Genomic DNA, 16,913 nt, shown 5'->3' with positions numbered 1-16,913 from the left:
CGAAACATGTGGAATTGTACGGTCGCAAAGCAAGATAATTTCAACGCCGCAATAAGGTGCGACGCAATGCTGCAATCGCGAGCTGCCCGCTGTCAGTTTGTGACCGATGTCGCGATTCCATGGATGCCGGCGCGCTCTATTGACGACAGACTCGCGGGGTGCATGGTGGCGCCCATTGGCTGCAGATCGACGGAGAATCAAGCATATGAAGGCCCATCATGCGATGATCATGGCCCTGCCCCTGTGTCTGGTAGCGACCGGAACCGGTGCAGCAGAGCGGCAACAGCCCCGCGCCGAAATATTCACCGACCTGCTGAAATGTCGTGAAATCTCCGAGGATAAGGCGCGCCTGGACTGTTATGATCGACAGGTCGGCGCGATGGATAGCGCCGCCCAGCGCGACGAGGTCGTGGTGCTGGACAAGACCGAACTCAACAAGACGCGGCGCACGCTGTTTGGCTTTTCCTTCCCCAAATTGCCGTTCCTGGGCGGCGGTGATGAGGATGAGAAGAAGGAAGGTGCCGAGGCCGATGCCATGACGCAGATCGAGGCGACGATCGCGTCGGCCAAGAATGTCGGTAACGGCAAATGGCTGATTACGCTGGAAGATGGCGCCGAATGGATGACCACCGAAGCGGTCACCTATCGCGATCCCAAGCCCGGTATGACGATCGAGATCAAGCGCGCCAGCATGGGCAGCTTCATGGTCAAGATCGCCGGCCGGGCGGTGCGGGCGAAACGGGTCGGCTGATCCCTATCGCGCCTGCGGCATCGGCCCGGCGAGCAGCAGCGGGTCGATGCGCGCGTCGTTCCATTTCATGCCCCAGTGGAGGTGGGGTCCGGTGGCGCGGCCTGTGGCGCCGATCGCGCCGATGCGTTGCCCCTGTGCCACATGGTCGCCGGGCTTCACGTCGATCCGCGACAGATGCAGGAAGGCGCTGTTGAGACCATGACCATGGTCGATCATCAGCAGATTGCCCTCCAGCGTGAAGGGATGGTCCGCGGCCAGGATCACCACCCCGTCCGCCGGCGCCACCACCGGCTCGCCGGTCGCGCCGGCAACATCGACGCCGCCATGATAGGCGCCGGGCTGCCCCTGATAGATGCGCTGCGACCCGAACAGGCCGGAAATCCGACCCAGGCGCGGCCAGATGAAAGTCTGGCGCCAGCCCTGCGCGTCCGTCACCTTGTCGCGCGCGGCCGCGATCTGCTCCAGTTCGGGCTTGCGCAGGGCCAGGAAGGCCTCGCTGCTTTTCGTCGGGCGCAGCGGCGCATTGATCCGTTCCAGCCGCCATTTGCGCGGGGCGACGGTAAGGGTTCGGTCGATAACCCGGCCGTCCGACAGGCGCGCACTGAGCTTCGCCGGCGGCGGCGCATCGCGATCGAAGGCGATCAGGAAGCGGCCATCGGCATCGACCGGCACCAGCTGATCGCCGAAATGGAGCGCGACCGTGCCGGCCGGCGCGGTGCCGAGCAAAGTGCCGCCCTGGATCGCGGGGCCGGACAGGATGAAATCGGGTCCAGCCACACTCGTCGGCGCCGCGCGCAGCATCGCCGGGGCAAGCGGCAGCGCGGTGAGGACCAGCAAAGCGGCGAGCCGGCGGGTCATCCGGCGGCGCGTGCCTTCAGCTCCGCCTCGACCGACAAAGCGGCGCTGGCATAGGGTTCCTGGCGGGTGATCGACCAGTAGCGCAGATCCTCCAGCGGGATGCGCTGGCCGGACACGGCGCACAGCACATGGTCGCCGGCCTGCAGCACGCGAAAGCTGTAGGGCATATAATGCAGCCGGGCCGGGCGGTCGCGGTTGGACATCAACATGAATCAGGCCTTTCTGCGGCGCATCAGGAGAAGAGATCCTGCTGGCCGCCTTCGACGGTGTCGCGCGGTTTGCGCGCGGGACGGGATGGGGCGGATATAGCGGGCGCGGGCGCGGCCTCAAGGGGCGCGGCGGCGTCGATCGCGGCAGCCACGGCGCCATCGGCGAAGTGCAGGCTGACCTGGCCCGCGGCCTGTGCATCGGTGACCGAACGGATCAGCCGATCGCCCGCCATCACCCGGGCAAAGCCGCGCTGCAACGGCAGGTCAGGATTCACCGAGGTGAAGAGGCGCGAGAGGCGATCGAAGGCGGTGGCGCGATCGCGATAAACGCGGGTCAGATAGTCGGGGCGCAGCCGCAGCCGGTCGACCCGCTCGGCCGCGCGGCTGACATATTGGCGCAGCAAGGCCGGGCGCAGCGCGCCACTGACCTGGCCCAGATGGGCGCGGGCGTCTGCGAGCCGGTGGCGCAGGCCGCTGTTGAGGCCGTCGGACAGGAGGTCGAGCCGCTGCCGCTGCGGCGCGAGCAGGGTGTCGGGCGTCGGCATCAGCCGCGCCTGCATATCCAGCCGTTCGCGCGCCTGCATCGCCCCGCGTCGCACCGCCCGGCCCGAGCGCAGGCCCATCTCGCCCAGCATCGCCAGCAGTTCGGCGCGGACCGGCACCGCCATTTCGGCGGCCGCCGTGGGCGTGGGCGCACGCATGTCGGCAGCATAGTCGCACAAGGTCGTATCGGTTTCATGCCCGACCGCCGAAATGGTCGGGATCGAGCATTCGGCGACCGCGCGGACGACGATTTCCTCGTTGAAGCTCCACAGATCCTCGATCGAGCCGCCACCGCGCGCGACGATGACGAGATCGGGCCGGGGCAGCGGGCCGCTGCCGTCCATGGCGGAAAAGCCGCGCACGGCGCGGGCAATCTGTTCGGCTGCGCCCTGCCCCTGGACCAGCACCGGCCAGAGCAGCACCTGGGTCGGGCAGCGATCCGCCAGGCGGTGGAGAATGTCGCGGATCACCGCGCCGGTGGGCGAGGTAACGACGCCGATGGTGCGCGGCAGGAAGGGCAGGCGGCGCTTGCGATCGCGGTTGAACAGCCCTTCGGCCGCCAGCTTGGCCTTGAGCTTTTCGAGCAGCGCCATCAGCGCGCCCTCGCCCGCCAGCTCCATCCGGTCGATCACGATCTGATATTTGGACCGACCGGGATAGGTGGTGAGCTTGCCGGTAGCGATCACCTCCACCCCGTCCTGCGGCTGGAAGGCGAGCCGCTGCGCCCCGCCCTTCCACATCACCCCGTCGAGCACGGCATTGTCGTCCTTGAGCGCCAGATAGAGATGGCCCGAGGCCGCGCGCTTGAAGCCAGAAATCTCGCCGCGCAGGCGAACATGGCCGAAGCGATCCTCCACCGTGCGCTTGAGCAGGCCCGACAATTCGCTGACACTGAGCGGCGGCGCGTTGTCCCCCGCCCTTTCCTCGGCTAACAGGCGGCCCGAACTGTCATAGGCATCAAATTCCGGGGACATGGCCGAGATGAACATCCTTCTGCTTGGCGGCGGCGGCCGCGAACATGCGCTGGCGTGGAAGCTGGCACAATCGCCACGCCTCTCGACGCTTTATGCGGCGCCTGGCAACCCCGGCATAGCCCAGCATGCCACGCTGGTCGACCTCGACGCGACGGATCATCGTGCGGTGCTGGATTTCTGCACCCGCCATTCGATCGCGTTGGTGGTGATCGGGCCGGAAGCGCCTCTGGTCGACGGCCTGGCCGACAATCTGCGCACCATGGGCGTCGCCGTGTTCGGCCCCGACAAGAAGCCGGCGCAGCTGGAAGGCTCCAAGGGGTTCACCAAGGATCTGTGCCAGCGCGCCAACATCCCGACCGCCGGCTACATCCGTGTCACCAGCAAGGATGGCGCGATCGCCGCGCTCGACGATTTCACCCTGCCGGTGGTTATCAAGGCCGATGGCCTGGCCGCGGGCAAAGGCGTGATCATCGCCGAAACGCGGCAGGAAGCGCTCGACGCGCTCGACACCATGTTCTCCGGCGCGTTCGGCAAGGCCGGCGAGGAAGTGGTGCTGGAAGAGTTCATGATGGGCGAGGAAGCCAGCTTCTTTGCCCTGACCGACGGCAGCGCGATCCTGCCCTTCGGTTCGGCCCAGGATCACAAGCGCGTCGGCGACGGCGACACCGGCCCCAATACCGGCGGCATGGGCGCCTACAGCCCGGCCCGCGTGCTGACGCCCGAACTGGAAGCACAGGTGATCGAGCGGATCATCAGGCCGACGGTCGAGACGCTGGCCGCAGAAGGCATGCCCTATTCGGGTGTACTCTACGCCGGGCTGATGCTGACCGAGGAAGGCCCCAAGCTGATCGAATATAATGCCCGGTTCGGCGATCCCGAATGCCAGGTGCTGATGATGCGCTTCGACGGCGACCTGGTCGAATTGCTGCTGGCGGTGGCCGAAGGCAAGCTGGCCGAGCAGGGGCCGGTCGCGCTGGCGGATCGCACCGCGCTGACCATCGTGATGGCGGCCAATGGCTATCCCGGCACGCCGGAAAAGGGCGGCGCGATCAAGGGGATCGACGCAGCCGAAGCACAGGGCGCCCGCGTCTTCCATGCCGGCACGGCGGAGAAGGATGGTGCGATCGTCGCCAATGGCGGGCGCGTGCTGAACGTCACCGCGACCGGCGATACCGTGGGCGCAGCGCAGGCCGCCGCCTATGCTGCAGTCGACGCGATCGACTTCCCGACCGGCTTCTGCCGCGGCGACATTGGCTGGCGCGAGGTCGCCCGCGAGGCGCAATAAGGGCCAAACCGGCGCGGGATCGGGACATGTCCCCCTTGTCCCGCGCCGCCAAGCGTCCTTAAATAGGGCGACATATCCATTCCGGGAGGCAAAGGGCGATGCAGGAATTCTTCATGGACTATGGCCTGTGGCTGCTGATCGCGCTGCTGGTCGTGATCGGCCTGGTGTTCCTGCTGTCGGGCAAGGGCAAGTCGGCTGCGGTGGAAGACCCCGCGCCGGTGGCACCGCCCGTGGCCGCCGAGCCGATTGCCGAGCCTGTTGTCGCGCCGCTGGTGGCCACGCCCGATCCGGTTCCGGTCGTCGAGCCCGTGGTCGCCGAGCCGGTCGCGGTCGAGCCGGTGATCGAGGAAGCCCCTGCGCCCGCCCCTGTCGTCGAACCGACGCCTGCGCCGATCCCGACATCGCCTGCCGTCGCGGCACCGGCCGATGGCGCCGACGACCTGCTGAAGCTGAAGGGCGTTGGTCCCAAGCTGGGCGCATTGCTGACCGAGCTGGGCGTGACGCGCTATGCCCAGATCGCCGGCTGGAGCGACAGCGACATCGCCGCGATCGACGCGAAGCTGGGCAATTTCAAGGGACGTCCGGTCCGCGACCAGTGGATCGACCAGGCCAAATATCTCGCCGCCGGCGACATTGCCGGTTTCGAAGCGAAATATGGCAAGATCTAAACCGTGATCGTGACCGGTTCCGGTTGCATTGCGACCGGGGCCGGCCTGCGTTGCGGCACCGCGCCCAGCAACAGGGGCGGCAATCGTCCCTGCCCCGCAAGTGCGCTGGCGATGTAGAGCAGCAGCACCGCACCAGCGAGAATGACGGCGCCATGCGGGTCGAGCATCGCCACCAGCCCCATTACCAGCGGATGCCAGAGATAGAAGAACAGGCTTTCGCGCCCGATCCGGTTGATCGGGCCGAAATGGAGGCGCACCGCCGACACGCTGGGCAGCAGCGCGATCAGCGCCAGACACATCAGCAGGCGGGCGGGCACGAAGGCGAGCGCATTGCCGGTGCCATAGAGATCCGACCACCAGAACAGACCCAGCGCCCCGACCATCAGCACGGGCCACAAATAGCGTTTGGGCATGCCCCGTTCGGCCATCAGCATGCCGAAGAAGAAATAGACCGGATAGCGCAGGAAGCGGCTATCGGGCGACAACAGGCTGCCGCCGACCGCGCCATGGTCGAGGCCGAAGCTGTACATGGTGGCCAGGCTGACGGGCGCGCCGATCGCCAGCAGCAAGAGCGGCGAAAGCGGCAGCAACCGGGTCACCAGAATCAACAGGAACAGCGCCGGCACATACCAGAGATGGAAGGGCGGACGCAGCAGCAGGTCGAGCGGCGTCTGCCAGGAAAGCAGGCCGCCGCTGGCCAGCCAATAGACAAGCATCGCCACCGCCCAGGGCAGCAGCATGCGTCGGCCATAGCGGCTGAACATCTCGCCAGTCGGCATGGAGCGGGTGCGGGTGACGTTGAGCAGATAACCGGAAATGCCGATCATCAGCGGCATGCGAAAACCCGAACCGATCCACAGCAGGACATGCTGCTGATGCGTCAATTCCATCGCATGCCCGCCCATGACGAGCAGGATCAGCAAGCCTTTCAGCAGGTCGATCGACGGGTTCTTGGTCACGATATGCTCGCAAAATTTGCCATCGAAACGATAGCGTCACAATATTGCCAAGCCCTTAAAATCCGCAATGGCATCATTCTGCCGCAGCCATCTTTTCTTAAGGAAAATATCGTTTAGACTTGGGCTATTAGCAGGAGGGTCGCCATCATCTTGCAGAGACTGGATTCCCCATTGGGCAAGCGTCTGCTGGCCCTGTCGATTTTTTGCGTGATAATCGGGGGCTGGTTTGCCTTCACCCATTATCGCGACGCCAGCCAGACCCTGCCGGACGGGCAGGGCCGTGAAGGGCCGTGCGCCCTGTGGTTCGTGGGCAGTTCATCGATCAAGCGCTGGACCAGCCTGGAGCAGGACATGGCGCCATGGGTCGCGCATAATCGCGGCATCAACAGCGCCACCTTCAACGAGATATTGCCGCGCTTCGCCAATATCGAGCCTGGCACGCCAAAACCGGCGGCGATCATCCTCTATGCCGGCGAGAATGACCTGGCGGGCGGGCGACAGGTGCGACCGATCTTCCACGATATGGCCCGCTTCCTGGAGATGCGGACGCAATTGCTGGGCGATGTGCCGGTCATCATATTGTCGATGAAGCCCAGTCCGGGGCGCTGGGCGATCTTTCCGCAGCAGCAAATCTATAATGATGCGACCCGGCGACTGATCCCGCACATGCAGAATGTCCATTATGCCGACATCACCACGCCGCTGCTGAAGGACGGCAAGCTGGGCGACAATTATCAGCCCGACAAGGTGCATATGAACGCGGCCGGCTATCGCATCTGGGCCGATGTGGTGCGGGCCCGGCTGAAAGACATTCTGCCGGAGAAGACGGTGAAGGCCTGCGCTGGCTGATCAGGCCTTGCCCAATATCTCCTTCGCGCGCGGCGCGAGGCGGGCGGCGGCGGCGGCATGGATGCCCGGCGCCGCACAGAGCAGGCCGAAGGCGACCGGCTGAGGCCGGTTGAAGGCGAGCGGATCGCCCAGCGCGTCGGTGACGATGGCGCCGGCCTCCTGCGCGATCAGGGCGGAGGCAGCGACATCCCATTCATTACCCCAGCGCACGGTGGCCACCAGATCGGCCTCATCGGCGGCGACCATCGCCATGCGCAGCGCGATGCTGTTGGGCTTGTCGACGGTGACGAGATCGCGGTCGGCGCGCGGCAGTTGGTCGGCGGGGACGCGGGCGCCGGGCAGCATGGTGCGATTGCCGGCATGGAGCGGCACGCCATTGCGGGTCGCCCCCTGCCCCGCCTGCGCAATCCATAATTCCTTACGCGCGGGTGCCGCCAGGATGCCCAGACGGACCGCGCCATCCTCTACCAGGGCGACGGAGACCGCCCAGCCGGGCCGGCCGCGCAAATAGTCGCGGGTGCCATCGATCGGATCGACCACCCAGACGCGCGATACGCCCAGGCGATGCACGGTATCGGCCGTCTCCTCCGACAGCCAGCCGGCCTGCGGATCGATCGCCGCCAGCCGTTCGCGCAGCATGACGTCGATTTCCAGGTCCGCCTCGCAGACCGGATGGCCGGGCACCTTTTCCCACTGGCGCACGCGCGTCTCGCCATCGGCCCATAGCGCCAGCGCGCGATCGGCCGCATCCGTGACCGCCGAAACGACGGCCGGCAACAGAGGCTCAGCCGCCGGCAACGGTCATCCCGTCAACGCGCAGGGTCGGCACGTTCATGGCGTAGCGGAACATCAGGTCATTGGCCGGCACCAGAGTGCGGAACATGTCCTTCAGATTGCCGGCGATGGTGATTTCCGACACGGCCGGGCCGACCGCGCCATTTTCGATCAGGAAGCCGGCGGCACCGCGGCTATAGTCGCCAGTGACGCCATTGACGCCCATGCCGATCAATTCGGTGACATAGATGCCGCGCTTCACGTCGGCCATCAGTTCGCCGACCGACAGGCTGCCTGCTTCCATATGGACATTGGTGATGCCCGCGCCCGGCGCACCGGCGCCGCCACGGCTGGCATGGCCGGTCGGTTCCAGGCCAAGCTGGCGGGCCGAGGCGCTGTCCATCAGCCAGCCGGTCAGCACGCCATCCTCGATCAGCGCGCGGCGCTCGACCGGCAGTCCTTCGCCATCGAACGGGCGCGAACGCAGGCCGCGCTGCAGCAGCGGATCGTCGATGATCGTGACCTTGCTGTCGAACAGCAGGGCGCCTAGCGAGTCCAGCAGGAAGCTGGAGCGGCGGGCGATCGCCGGGCCGACCATGCCGCCGATCAGATGACCGACCAGGCTGGAGCCGATGCGCGGATCGAAGATGACCGGCATGACGCCGCTGTCGACCTTGCCCGGATTGAGCCGCGCGACCGCGCGCTGGCCGGCGCGCATGCCGACCGCTTCGGCATCGTCCAGATCCTTCAGGTGGCGGCTGGCATGGCTGGCATGATCGCGCTGCATGTCGGCGCCGCTGCCCGCGAGCACACTGGCCCAGGTCGAATGGTTGGTCGCGGCATAGGCGCCGGCGAAGCCATGGCTGGTGGCGAGCGCGACCTGGCTGCGGCCGCTGGCGGCGCCGCCGCCTTCGCTGTTGGTGATGCCGGGGATGCTGCGCGCCGCTTCTTCCGCGATCAGTGCGCGTTCGCGCAGCGCGGCGGGTTCAGGCTCTTCCTCATCGACTAGGTCTAGCGAGGGTGCGCGCTTCCTGAGCAGCCGATCCTCCGGCGCCAGGCCGGCATAGGGATCTTCGGGCGCTTCGCGCGCCATGGCGATGCTGCGATCGATCAGGGTGGCGAGCGTCGCCGGGTTCATGTCCGACGCGGAAATGCTGGCCGAGCGCTGGCCGATGAAGACGCGCAGGCCGATCTCCTCGCCCTCGGACCGCTCGACATCCTCCAGCGCGCCAAGCCGCACCGCCACCGTGGTCGAGGCGTTGCAGGCATAGATGGCGTCGGCCGCGTCCGCCCCCGCCTTGCGCGCCGCCGTCACCAGATCCTGCGCGCGCGACTGGGCTTCTTCGAGGCTGAGCATAAGGGGAGGTCGATCCTGTAGTGAAGACGAAGCCGGGCCTTACGCCCTTGCGTCGGACGGGGCAACCGCGCCGCGCAGCCAATGATCGAGCAGGTGCCAGGCGACCGCCATGCGCGGCGGCGCGAGGAAGGGCGCGTCGGGATCGCCCGCCAGCGCCGCGGCGACGCCATCGGCATCGCACCAGAAGGCATGTTCGATCTCGGTCTCGTCCAGGGTCAGCGCGGGATCGTCGCACTGGGCGACGCAGGCGATCATCAGCGAGGAGGGGAAGGGCCAGGGCTGGCTCATCACATAGCGGACCGAATGGACCGTGATGCCGGCTTCCTCCTTCAGTTCGCGTGCGACCGCTTCCTCGACCGTCTCGCCCGGTTCGATGAAGCCGGCGAGCGCGGAATAGCGGCCGGGCGGCCAGCTATGCTGGCGACCGAGCAGGACACGGCCCTGATGTTCGGCGAGCATGATCGAAACCGGATCGACGCGCGGGAAATGTTCGGAGGCGCAAGTTCCGCAGCGCCGCGCCCAGCCGGCCTTGTGCGCATGGGTCGGCCCACCGCAGACCGAGCAGAAGCGATGCCGGGCATGCCAGAAGACGAGGCTGCGCGCGGTGCCGTAGAGCGCAACGTCGGACGCGGAGACGAGATCGGCGAGGCCACGCGATCGCGGCGTCGCGTTGGGGCCTTGGTCCAGCGTCTCGACCAGATGGGCAAAGATCGGCCGATCCTGCAGATCGACGCCGAGCAATACATGTTCCTCGATCCGCGCGTCGGGGCCAAGCGGGGCGAGGGCCAGGCCATGATCGTCCGTCACCGGTTCGAGGCCTTCGAGGATCAGCAACCGGGCATTGGGCGAGGCAAAGGCCTGCGCATGGAGCGCGGGGTTGCTGCGGATATGGTCGACCCGGTCGAGCGTGCCGCCGACGAAACCGGGCAGGCCGTGCGCTTGGGGGTCAGTTCCGTGCATCGTCCGTCATCTCCTTCATCGCCGCATCGGCCGCCCGCGCGAACAGGGTGGGCAGCCCTGCCTCGCCGATCCGGGCGCGCGGCCACCATTCGCCCGCGCCCGCCGGCACATGGTCCATCCCCACATGGGTAGTGTGGACGCTGAGCGCCAGCGAGAAATGGGTGAAGACATGGGCGACCGGCGGATCGATGGTCTGCCACTGCGCGACGAAGGGCGGCGTGGCGTCAGGCGCGGCGTTCCAGTCGGAACTGGGCAGCGCGCGCATGCCGCCCAGCAATCCCTTGTCAGGGCGCCGCACCAGCCAGACCTGGCCATCGCTGCGTTCGATCCACCAGGCATGGCCGAGGCGATGGGGCTTGGCCTTTTTCGGCGCCTTGACCGGGAAGGCAGCGGGATCGGCAGTGCGCACCGCCGCACAATCCTGACGCAGCGGGCAGATGCCGCAGGCGGGGTTGCGCGCCGTGCAGATGGTGGCGCCCAGGTCCATCATCGCCTGGGCAAAATCGCCGGCGCGCAGATCCGGCGTGATGCTGTCGGCGGCGGCGCGGATGTCCGGCCGGGCCGCGGGCAGCGGTGTCGCTATGGCGAACAAACGGGCGACCACCCGCTCGACATTGGCGTCGACCACCACGGCGCGCCGGCCGAAGGCGATGGCGGCGACAGCGGCAGCGGTATAGGCGCCCAGGCCCGGTAGGGCGCGCAACGCGTCCTCCGTATCAGGGAAGCGGCCGCCATGGTCGGCCACCACGGCGCGGGCGCAGGCCAGCAGGTTCCGGGCACGGGCATAATAGCCCAGCCCCGCCCAGGCGGCCATCAGGTCGGCGTCGGCGCTGGCGGCCAGATCCTCCACCGTCGGCCAGCGGACCGTGAATTTCTCGAAATAAGGGCCGACCGCCGCGACCGTGGTCTGTTGCAGCATCACTTCGGACAGCCAGACATGATAGGGATCGGCCGCATTGGCGCCCGGTGGCGCGCGCCAGGGCAGGCGCCGGGCATGGACGTCATAATGGGCCAGCAGATCCCGTGCGATTTTTGAACCCGACATCTCGACGCGCATGGCGGCCCTATGCCATGTAGCGCGCCATGACGGAACGCCCCCCGACCGCGAAAAAGACGAGCCGCGCCACGCCGCCGGCCGAGCGCCCCCGCGTGGGTGCGCCGCGCGCGATCGCCGACCTGATGCCGGAAATCGGCCGCACCGCCTTTCGCAAGTTCGGTTTCGTCCAGTCGAGCATCGTCACCCGCTGGAACGATATCGTCGGCGCCGACTATGCCGCGATCACCGCGCCCGAATCGATCCGCTTTCCGGTCGGCCAGAAATCGGGCGGCACGCTGCAACTGACCGTGATGAGCGGCCATGCGCCGATGATCCAGCATGCGCTGCCCGACATCATCGAGCGGGTGAACCGCTTCTTCGGCTATGCCGCCGTCGCCAAGGTGGCGATGAAGCAGGGCATGGTCGGTCCCGCACCGGTCGAGCGGCGCCCGCCGCCCCGCAACCTCAAACCCATTCCGGTCGAGCTGGGGGATTCCCTGCGCGACATCGGTGACCCGGAATTGCGCAAAGTCCTCGAATCGCTGGCACAGGGGCTTGCGAATTCGAATGGCCTGCCCAAGATCGGTTGATGCAACCCGCCCCGTCCGGGGCGATGCCTTAGGACTGCCCCATGACCAAGTTCCGCCTTTCCCTGCTTGCCCTGATCGCCGTTCCCGCCATCGCCGTCGCCGCCGCGCCCAACTGGGTCGCGCAGGTGGTGCGTTCGCCGATCGGCGGCCATGTCATGGGCAACCCTGCCGCGCCGACCAAGCTGGTCGAATATGTGAGCTATACCTGCAGCCACTGCGCCCATTTCGTGAATGACGCGAGTGCATCGCTGAAAGCCGATTATGTGAAGGGTGGCAAGGTCAGCGCCGAAGTGCGCAACGCGGTGCGCGACAAATATGACCTGACCGCCGCGCTGCTAGCCCGCTGCGGCGGCGCCAAGCGCTTCATGGGCAATCATGAGGCGCTGTTCGCCAACCAGGATGCCTGGATGGAGCAGATCATGGCGTACGACAAGGGCGCGGCCAAGCCGACCGAGCAGAAGGCGGCGCTGCGCGACATCGGCCAGAAGACCGGCCTCTATGCGCTGATGAACAAGCGCGGCTTCACCAATGCGCAGCTCGACGCCTGCATCGCCGACCCGGCATCGGAAAAGGCGATCCTAGCGATGACCGACGAGGCGTGGAACAAGGTCAAGATCACCGGCACGCCCGGCTTCGTCGTCAACGGCACGCTGGTCCAGGGATCGACCTGGGAGTTGCTCAAGGCCGCATTGCCCGCAGCCGCCCGCTGATCTAAACCGTCCCCAACTATCCATAATTCGGAGCGTCGCCCGTCGTGAAAGTCCTGTCCGGCCTTGCCCTTATCGCCCTGTCCCTGACGCTTGCCGGTTGCGGCAAGAAGGATGAGGGTAATGCAACCTCCGCCGCGCCGATCGCCGCCGTGGCCGCGCCCGCCGGCACCAGCTGGTCGGAAACCGTCGCCGAAACGCCCGAAGGCAATTTCGTGATGGGCAATCCCGCCGCCAAGTTGAAGCTGGTCGAATATGGCTCCTTCACCTGCAGCCACTGCCGCGACTTCGCCCATGAATCGTCGGAAGAACTGAAGGCGATGGTCGATAGCGGTAAGATCAGCTACGAATTCCGCGTCTATGTCCGCGATCCGATCGACATCACGACGGCGCTGCTGGCCCGTTGCGGCGGCAAGGACATTTATTACCCGCTGTCGGAACAGTTCTTCGCCAACCAGAGCGCGATGTTCGAAAAGGCGCAGGGCCTGGGCGACGCCCCCTATCAGGCGATGGTGTCGGCCCCGCCGGCGCAGCGTTTCGGCCAGCTGGCCAACGCGCTGGGCCTCATTGACTATGCCAAGCAGCGCGGCATTGCCGAGGATCAGGCCAAGCAGTGCCTGGCCGACACGGCAACTGCCGAGAAGCTGGCCAAGGGCGTCGAAGCGGCCAATGCCCAATATAATATCTCCGGCACGCCGACCTTCCTGATGAATGGCGTGGTGGTCGAGAATGCCTCGTCCTGGCCGGTGCTGAAGAACAAGCTCAAGGAAGCGGGTATCTGATTGGCGCAAGGGGGGGCGACATCTGAAGGCCTGAGGCCCAAGGAGACCGGGGCGGCACCCTGCCCCGGCGTTTCCCCATGCAGATAAAGCGGCTCAAGCTTTCGGGCTTCAAGAGCTTCGTCGATGCGACCGAATTGCGCATCGAGCCGGGCCTGACCGGCATTGTCGGCCCCAATGGCTGCGGTAAATCCAACCTCTTGGAAGCGATCCGCTGGGTGATGGGCGAATCCAGCGCCAAGTCCATGCGCGGCGGCGGCATGGAGGATGTGATCTTCGCCGGCACCACCAGCCGGCCGCAGCGCGACTTTGCCGAAGTGTCGCTGCTGACCATCCAGGAACAGGGCGAGCTGTTCAACGCGGTCGATGTCGGCGCGGATGGCGAGCTGGAGGTCACGCGCCGGATCGAGCGCGGCGCGGGCAGCGCCTATCGCGCCAATGGCAAGGATGTGCGCGCCAAGGATGTGGCGCTGATCTTCGCCGATGCCGCCACCGGCGCGCACAGCCCGGCGCTGGTCAGCCAGGGGCGGATCGCCGCCGTCATCGCCGCCCGGCCGCAGGAACGGCGCGCCATGCTGGAAGAGGCCGCAGGGATCGCCGGCCTGCATGTCCGGCGCAAGGATGCCGAGCAGAAATTGCGCGCGGCCGAGGGCAATCTGGCCCGGCTGGACGAGATACTGGCCGACATGGACAGTCGCGCCGGCAATTTGCGGCGCCAGGCGCGCGCGGCGGAGCGCTATATTCGCCTGTCCGAACAGATACGCGTTGCCGAGGGCCGGGTGATCTTCGCCCGCTGGCGCGAAGCCAATGCCAGTGCCGAGGCGGCGCGGGCCGAGGCGAAGCTGGCCGAGGCGACCGTGGGCGCGGCGCAGGAGGCGCTGACCGCCGCCAATGTCCATAGCAGTGCCGCAGTGACCGCGCTGGCCGAACGGCGGGCCGAGGCATTGGCGACGCGCGATGCCGCCAGCGAATCCGGCCACCAGCTCAACACGCTGAAGGCAGAGCGCGACGGGGTCGTGCGGCGGCTGCATGACCTGGCGCAGCAGGCGGCGCGGCTGGACGAGGATCGCGAGCGCGAGGGCACGCTGGCCAATGACGCGGCCGAGGCGATCGCGCGGCTGACCGCCGAGGTTGCGAGCCTGAAGGGCCGGATTGCCGAGACCGAGGCGATGCGCCCCGATTTCGCCGCGCGTATCGCCCGCGCCGAGGATGGCGCGCGCGATGCCGAACTGGAGCTGGCCAGGGCGATGGCCAAGCAGGCGGGCGAGCAGGCCGAATTGCGCGTCGCCGAGGCGGCGCTGGCGGCGGCGCGCGACCGGCTGGGCCGGGCGGAGCAGGCGATGCGACGGCTGGAGGGGGAAGCGGCGGCCTTGCCCGATGCCGCGCCGCTGGAAGCGAAGCGCGACGAGGCAGCGGCGGCGCAGGTCCGCGCCAATGCCGATCGCGAGGCAGCGGAAGCGGCGATCGCGACGGCCGAGACGGAGCGGCAGGTGGCGAGCGAGGCGCGGTCGGCAGCGGAGGCGGCGCTGGCATCGGCGCGGGCCGCGCTGGCGGCGCTGGACAGCGAGGCGACGGCACTGCGCAAGGCGATCGATGCCGGCGGCAGCGGCCGGGCGCGGGCGCTTGACCAGTTGAAGGCGGCACCGGGCTATGAGCGGGCGCTGGCGGCAGCGCTGGGCGATGATCTGGAAGCACCGATCGGGGCGGAAGGGCCGCGTCGCTGGGCGGGCGCTGACGCGTTGAAGGATGATCCCGGCTTGCCCGACGGCGCCAGCCCGCTGGCCGCGCATGTGACCGCGCCCGCGGCGCTGGCGCGGCGGCTGGCGCAGGTGGCGGTGGTGGAGCGCGACAACGGCCAGACGCTGCAGGTCGGCCAGCGGCTGGTGACGCTGGATGGGCAATTGCGGCGCTGGGACGGCTATGTCGCGGTCGAGGGTGGCGCGGCGGCCGCCGAACGGCTGATCCGCATCAACCGGCTGGAGGCGATCGATGCTGCGCGCCCAGAGGCGGCGCAGGCGGTCGAGGGTGCGCAGGCGGAACAGGCCGAGGCTGGCGCGCGCGAGAAGGCGGCGGTGGATGCGCTGGCGGCCGGGCGCACCAAATTGAGCGATGCGGACCAGCGGCTGCGCACGGCGCTGCGCGCGGCGGACGAGGCGGCGGGGGCGCTGGAGCGGCTGAGCGGCAGGCGCGAGGCGATCGAGGAACGGCTGGCCGAGGCCCGGCGCGACCAGGAGACGGCGCAGGCCGAGCATGACAAGGCGTCGGCCGCGCGGGCCGCCCTGCCCGATGGCGCCGAGACGCGGGCGCAGGTGGCGGCACTGTCGCAGGCGAGCGAGAAGGCGCGCATGGCCGTCAGCCAGTTGCAGGCCGACCAGGCACTGGCCGACCGGGCGCTGTCGAGCGATCGCGAGCGCATGGCGGCCGCCGATGCCGAGGCCAAGGGATGGAACACCCGCGCCGGCGAGGCCGCCAAGCGCATCGCCGCCATGGCATCACGCGGCGAGACGGTGGTGCAGGAGCGTGCCGCGATCGAGGGCCAGCCCGAGGCGCTGGGCGCCAGCATCGCCACGCTGACCGAGGAGCGCGAGGCGCAGGTCGAACGCGCCGAACAGGCCCGCCGCGCCGAGATCGAGGCCGAGGCGACGCTGAAGGCAGCCGAAAAGCGTGCGGCCGATGCCGGCGAGGCGCTGGCCGGTGCGCGTGAGGCGCGGGCGACGGCGGTGGCGCGGGCAGAGGCGGCGGACGAGCGGCGGATCGAGACGAACCGCCTGTCGGGCGAGCGGTTCGAATGCCCGCCACCGGTGCTGCCGGAGAAACTGGGCTTTCCCAGCGCCGACATCCGCATCGCCCAGAGCGAGCAGGCCGAGCATGACCGACTGTCGGCCGAGCGCGAGCGGATCGGCCCGGTGAATCTGGTCGCGGCGCAGGAACTGGAGGAGCTGGAGACGATCCAGGCGACCAGCCGGTCCGAAAGCGCGGAACTGACCCAGGCGATCAACCAGCTGCGCGGATCGATCGGCAGCCTCAACCGCGAGGGGCGGCAGCGGCTGCTCGCGGCGTTCGAGGCGGTGGACGGCCATTTCCGCCGGCTGTTCACGACGCTGTTCAACGGCGGTCAGGCGCATCTGGAACTGATCGACAGCGACGATCCGCTGGAGGCGGGGCTGGAGATCATGGCCCAGCCGCCGGGCAAGAAGCTGGCGGCGCTGACTTTGTTGTCGGGCGGCGAACAGGCGCTGACCGCGGTGGCGCTGATCTTCGGCCTGTTCCTCACCAATCCGGCGCCGATCTGCGTGCTGGACGAAGTCGACGCGCCGCTGGACGATGCCAATGTCGAGCGTTTCTGCGACCTGCTCGACGCGATGGTCGCCCAGACCCGCACCCGCTACCTGATCGTCACCCATAATGCGGTGTCGATGGCGCGCATGCACCGACTGTTCGGCGTCACCATGGTGGAGCGCGGCGTCAGCCGGCTGGTGTCGGTCAACCTGCACGGCGCCGAGGCGCTGCTGGCGTCGCAAGAGTTTTTGTAGTTACAAATATTGACGACTCACCGCTATTGTGCGACTTTGGCAATGGCGTTTTCCACCCCGCCGATAAAAAACGGATAATCC

The 16,913-nt window shown here is 67.9% G+C and carries 16 protein-coding genes; 8 read left to right on the top strand and 8 right to left on the bottom strand.

All coding sequences use genetic code 11. The features are described from left to right. Window positions 1-205: 205 nt before the first annotated feature. Entirely contained in the window at window positions 206-751 is a 546-nt protein-coding gene (locus DIZ22_RS17765; RefSeq protein WP_048936832.1) for a hypothetical protein, read from the top strand. Window positions 752-754: 3 nt separating this feature from the next. Here the strand turns inward: DIZ22_RS17765 and DIZ22_RS17760 are convergent, their stop codons facing one another. Genes DIZ22_RS17760 through xseA form a run of 3 tightly spaced genes read right to left on the bottom strand, consistent with a single transcriptional unit; the run spans window position 755 to window position 3,335 of the window. Then, entirely contained in the window at window positions 755-1,609 is an 855-nt protein-coding gene (locus DIZ22_RS17760) for a M23 family metallopeptidase (RefSeq protein ID WP_122928482.1), read from the bottom strand. Then, entirely contained in the window at window positions 1,606-1,818 is a 213-nt protein-coding gene (locus tag DIZ22_RS17755) for a DUF2093 domain-containing protein (RefSeq protein ID WP_048936833.1), read from the bottom strand. The genes DIZ22_RS17760 and DIZ22_RS17755 overlap by 4 nt, the downstream gene beginning before the upstream one ends. A 23-nt stretch (window positions 1,819-1,841) precedes the next feature. After that, window positions 1,842-3,335 carry an exodeoxyribonuclease VII large subunit gene (gene xseA / locus DIZ22_RS17750; protein ID WP_048936869.1) on the bottom strand — a complete coding sequence of 498 codons (1,494 nt, stop codon included), beginning with the start codon at window positions 3,333-3,335 and terminating at the stop codon, window positions 1,842-1,844. Between the two features lie 7 nt (window positions 3,336-3,342). On the opposite strand from xseA, the gene purD reads away from it, so the two are divergent. Next, a complete protein-coding gene (purD, locus tag DIZ22_RS17745; RefSeq protein ID WP_048936870.1) occupies window positions 3,343-4,620 on the top strand; it encodes a phosphoribosylamine--glycine ligase in 1,278 nt (425 codons plus the stop codon). A gap of 98 nt (window positions 4,621-4,718) precedes the next feature. Then, window positions 4,719-5,288 (top strand): hypothetical protein, encoded by a 570-nt coding sequence (locus DIZ22_RS17740; RefSeq protein WP_048936834.1) that lies wholly within the window; start codon window positions 4,719-4,721, stop codon window positions 5,286-5,288. Here the strand turns inward: DIZ22_RS17740 and DIZ22_RS17735 are convergent. Next, window positions 5,285-6,247, bottom strand: coding sequence for an acyltransferase (locus tag DIZ22_RS17735; RefSeq protein WP_048936835.1), 963 nt, complete (start codon window positions 6,245-6,247; stop codon window positions 5,285-5,287). The genes DIZ22_RS17740 and DIZ22_RS17735 overlap by 4 nt on opposite strands. Window positions 6,248-6,397: 150 nt before the next feature. Here DIZ22_RS17735 and DIZ22_RS17730 point away from each other — a divergent pair, with 150 nt between their 5' ends. Beyond that, a complete protein-coding gene (locus tag DIZ22_RS17730) occupies window positions 6,398-7,096 on the top strand; it encodes a GDSL-type esterase/lipase family protein (RefSeq protein ID WP_240626768.1) in 699 nt (232 codons plus the stop codon). Here DIZ22_RS17730 and DIZ22_RS17725 read toward each other — a convergent pair whose 3' ends face one another. The 4 genes from DIZ22_RS17725 to DIZ22_RS17710 are packed head-to-tail and all read right to left on the bottom strand — an operon-like array spanning window position 7,097 to window position 11,244. Beyond that, entirely contained in the window at window positions 7,097-7,894 is a 798-nt protein-coding gene (locus DIZ22_RS17725; RefSeq protein WP_037519327.1) for a 3'(2'),5'-bisphosphate nucleotidase CysQ, read from the bottom strand. Beyond that, complete coding sequence (locus DIZ22_RS17720; RefSeq protein WP_048936837.1) at window positions 7,881-9,227, bottom strand: metallopeptidase TldD-related protein; 1,347 nt, start codon at window positions 9,225-9,227, stop codon at window positions 7,881-7,883. The genes DIZ22_RS17725 and DIZ22_RS17720 overlap by 14 nt, the downstream gene beginning before the upstream one ends. Before the next feature lie 39 nt (window positions 9,228-9,266). Beyond that, a complete protein-coding gene (nudC, locus tag DIZ22_RS17715) occupies window positions 9,267-10,187 on the bottom strand; it encodes an NAD(+) diphosphatase (RefSeq protein WP_107917529.1) in 921 nt (306 codons plus the stop codon). After that, window positions 10,174-11,244: an A/G-specific adenine glycosylase gene (locus DIZ22_RS17710; RefSeq protein ID WP_048939102.1), complete on the bottom strand. Its 1,071-nt coding sequence runs from the start codon at window positions 11,242-11,244 to the stop codon at window positions 10,174-10,176. The genes nudC and DIZ22_RS17710 overlap by 14 nt, the downstream gene beginning before the upstream one ends. A 26-nt stretch (window positions 11,245-11,270) precedes the next feature. On the opposite strand from DIZ22_RS17710, the gene DIZ22_RS17705 reads away from it, so the two are divergent. The 4 genes from DIZ22_RS17705 to smc all read left to right on the top strand — a co-directional run bounded on the left by DIZ22_RS17705 (window position 11,271) and on the right by smc (window position 16,832). Continuing rightward, window positions 11,271-11,813 carry a DciA family protein gene (locus DIZ22_RS17705; protein ID WP_037519322.1) on the top strand — a complete coding sequence of 181 codons (543 nt, stop codon included), beginning with the start codon at window positions 11,271-11,273 and terminating at the stop codon, window positions 11,811-11,813. Between the two features lie 41 nt (window positions 11,814-11,854). Next, on the top strand, window positions 11,855-12,523 hold the full coding sequence (locus DIZ22_RS17700; RefSeq protein ID WP_004209297.1) for a thioredoxin domain-containing protein: 669 nt from the start codon (window positions 11,855-11,857) through the stop codon (window positions 12,521-12,523). Between the two features lie 44 nt (window positions 12,524-12,567). Beyond that, window positions 12,568-13,302 carry a thioredoxin domain-containing protein gene (locus DIZ22_RS17695; protein WP_017501742.1) on the top strand — a complete coding sequence of 245 codons (735 nt, stop codon included), beginning with the start codon at window positions 12,568-12,570 and terminating at the stop codon, window positions 13,300-13,302. 77 nt (window positions 13,303-13,379) lie between these two features. Continuing rightward, the gene (gene smc / locus DIZ22_RS17690) at window positions 13,380-16,832 is read left to right on the top strand and encodes a chromosome segregation protein SMC (protein WP_122928481.1); all 3,453 of its coding nucleotides are present in this window, start codon (window positions 13,380-13,382) and stop codon (window positions 16,830-16,832) included. Window positions 16,833-16,913 lie beyond the last annotated feature (81 nt).

The sequence above is a fragment of the Sphingobium sp. LF-16 genome, assembly GCF_003711185.1.
GTDB classification, from domain to species: Bacteria; Pseudomonadota; Alphaproteobacteria; order Sphingomonadales; family Sphingomonadaceae; genus Sphingobium; species Sphingobium yanoikuyae_A.
Note: the sequence above shows the minus strand (reverse complement) of the source record. Positions and strands in the feature narration are given on the sequence as shown.